General features: G+C 67.9%; 1 protein-coding gene. It reads left to right on the plus strand.

The genetic code is table 11. The features are described 5' to 3' along the window. Positions 1–38: 38 nt before the first annotated feature. Positions 39–1683 (plus strand): condensation domain-containing protein (locus ACTWP8_RS38125; protein WP_443326633.1); only part of this gene is annotated, 1645 nt, incomplete at its 3' end.

Genomic DNA, 1683 nt, shown 5'->3' on the forward strand with positions numbered 1-1683 from the left:
TGTGCGATCTGTTCGCCGAGGTCCTCGGTGTGCCGGCTGTGAGCATCGATGATGACTTCTTCCAGCTCGGCGGCCATTCGCTTCTCGCGACCAGGCTCGTCAGCCGTATCCGCACGGCCCTGGACGCCGAGCTGCCCATCCGGCAGCTTTTCGAGACGCCGACCGTCGCGGGTATCTCCGCGGCGCTGGAAGGGGCCTCGGTCGCCCGTCGGGGCGTGACCGCCCGCCCGCGTCCGGACCGCATTCCGCTGTCGTACGCACAGCAGCGGCTGTGGTTCCTGAACCAGTTCGAAGGCCCGACCGCCACCTACAACGCCCCGGTCGCACTGCGGTTGACCGGTCCCCTCGACCGTGAGGCCATGCGTCAGGCGCTGGCGGATGTGGTGGCGCGGCACGAGAGCCTGCGCACCGTCTTCACCGAGGACGCCGAAGGACCCCGGCAGATCGTGCTGCCCGTCGAGGAAGCCCGGCCGGAACTCCCGTTCACGGAGACCAGTGAGGCGCGGCTTCATGACGATCTCGCGCGCGCCGCGAGCCACGGCTTCGACCTCGCCTCCGACATCCCCTTCCGGGCAGGGCTGTTCGCCGTATCGCAGGACAACCACGTCCTGCTCGTGCTGACGCACCACATCGTGAGTGATGCGTGGTCGCGTGGTCCGCTGGCGCGGGATCTTGCTGCTGCGTATGCGGCGCGTACGGCTGGTGAGGTGCCGTCGTGGTCGCCGCTGCCGGTGCAGTACGCGGACTACAGCCTGTGGCAGCGCGAGGTCCTGGGCTCCGAGGAGGATCCGGACAGTGAGATCTCCCGCCAGCTGGCGTACTGGCGGGAGGCGTTGGCGGGTCTGCCGGATCAGTTGGACTTGCCGACCGACCGGCCGCGGCCGGCTGTTGCTTCCCACCGGGGCGAGCGGATCGCCTTTGAGGTGCCGGCGGAGCTGTACGAGCGTGTGGTCGCCCTTGCCCGGGAGACTCAGGCCAGTCCGTTCATGGTGGTGCAGGCGGGCCTGGCGGCATTGCTGACCCGGCTGGGTGCCGGGACGGACATCCCGGTCGGCACCCCGATCGCAGGCCGCACCGACGACGCCGTCAATGATCTGATCGGTCTCTTCCTCAACTCGCTGGTGCTGCGCACGGACACTTCCGGCGATCCGACCTTCACCGAGCTGATCAGCCGTGTCCGTACGACCAACCTGTCGGCGTACGCGCATCAGGATCTGCCGTTCGAGCGGCTGGTCGAGGCGATCAATCCGGAGCGGTCGCTGTCCCGGCACCCCCTCTTCCAGGTGTTGCTGACCTTCAACAACACGGACTACCAAGGTGCGTTGGATGCCTTGGACGGCCTTCCCGGGCTGACGGTCGCGCGCGAGCCGGTCGACGTCTCTGTCGCGAAGTTCGACCTCGCTTTCGGCTTTGCCGAGAACCGCCACGACAGTGGCCAGGAGACGGGTTTGCAGGGCGTCCTGGAGTACAGCACCGACTTGTTCGACCGCGTCACCGCCGAATCGCTGGTCGACCGGTTGATGCGTGCGCTGCGGTCGGCTGTCGTCGAGCCTGATGAGCCGATCAGCCGAGCGGAGCTGCTGGATGCCGATGAGGCCCGCAGGCTGCTGGTGGAGTGGAATGACACCGGGCGTGTGGTGCCGTCGCTGTCGGTTTCCGAGTGGTTCGAGGAGCGGGTTGCGG

The organism is Streptomyces sp. 7N604, assembly GCF_052245475.1.
Lineage (GTDB): Bacteria > Actinomycetota > Actinomycetes > Streptomycetales > Streptomycetaceae > Streptomyces.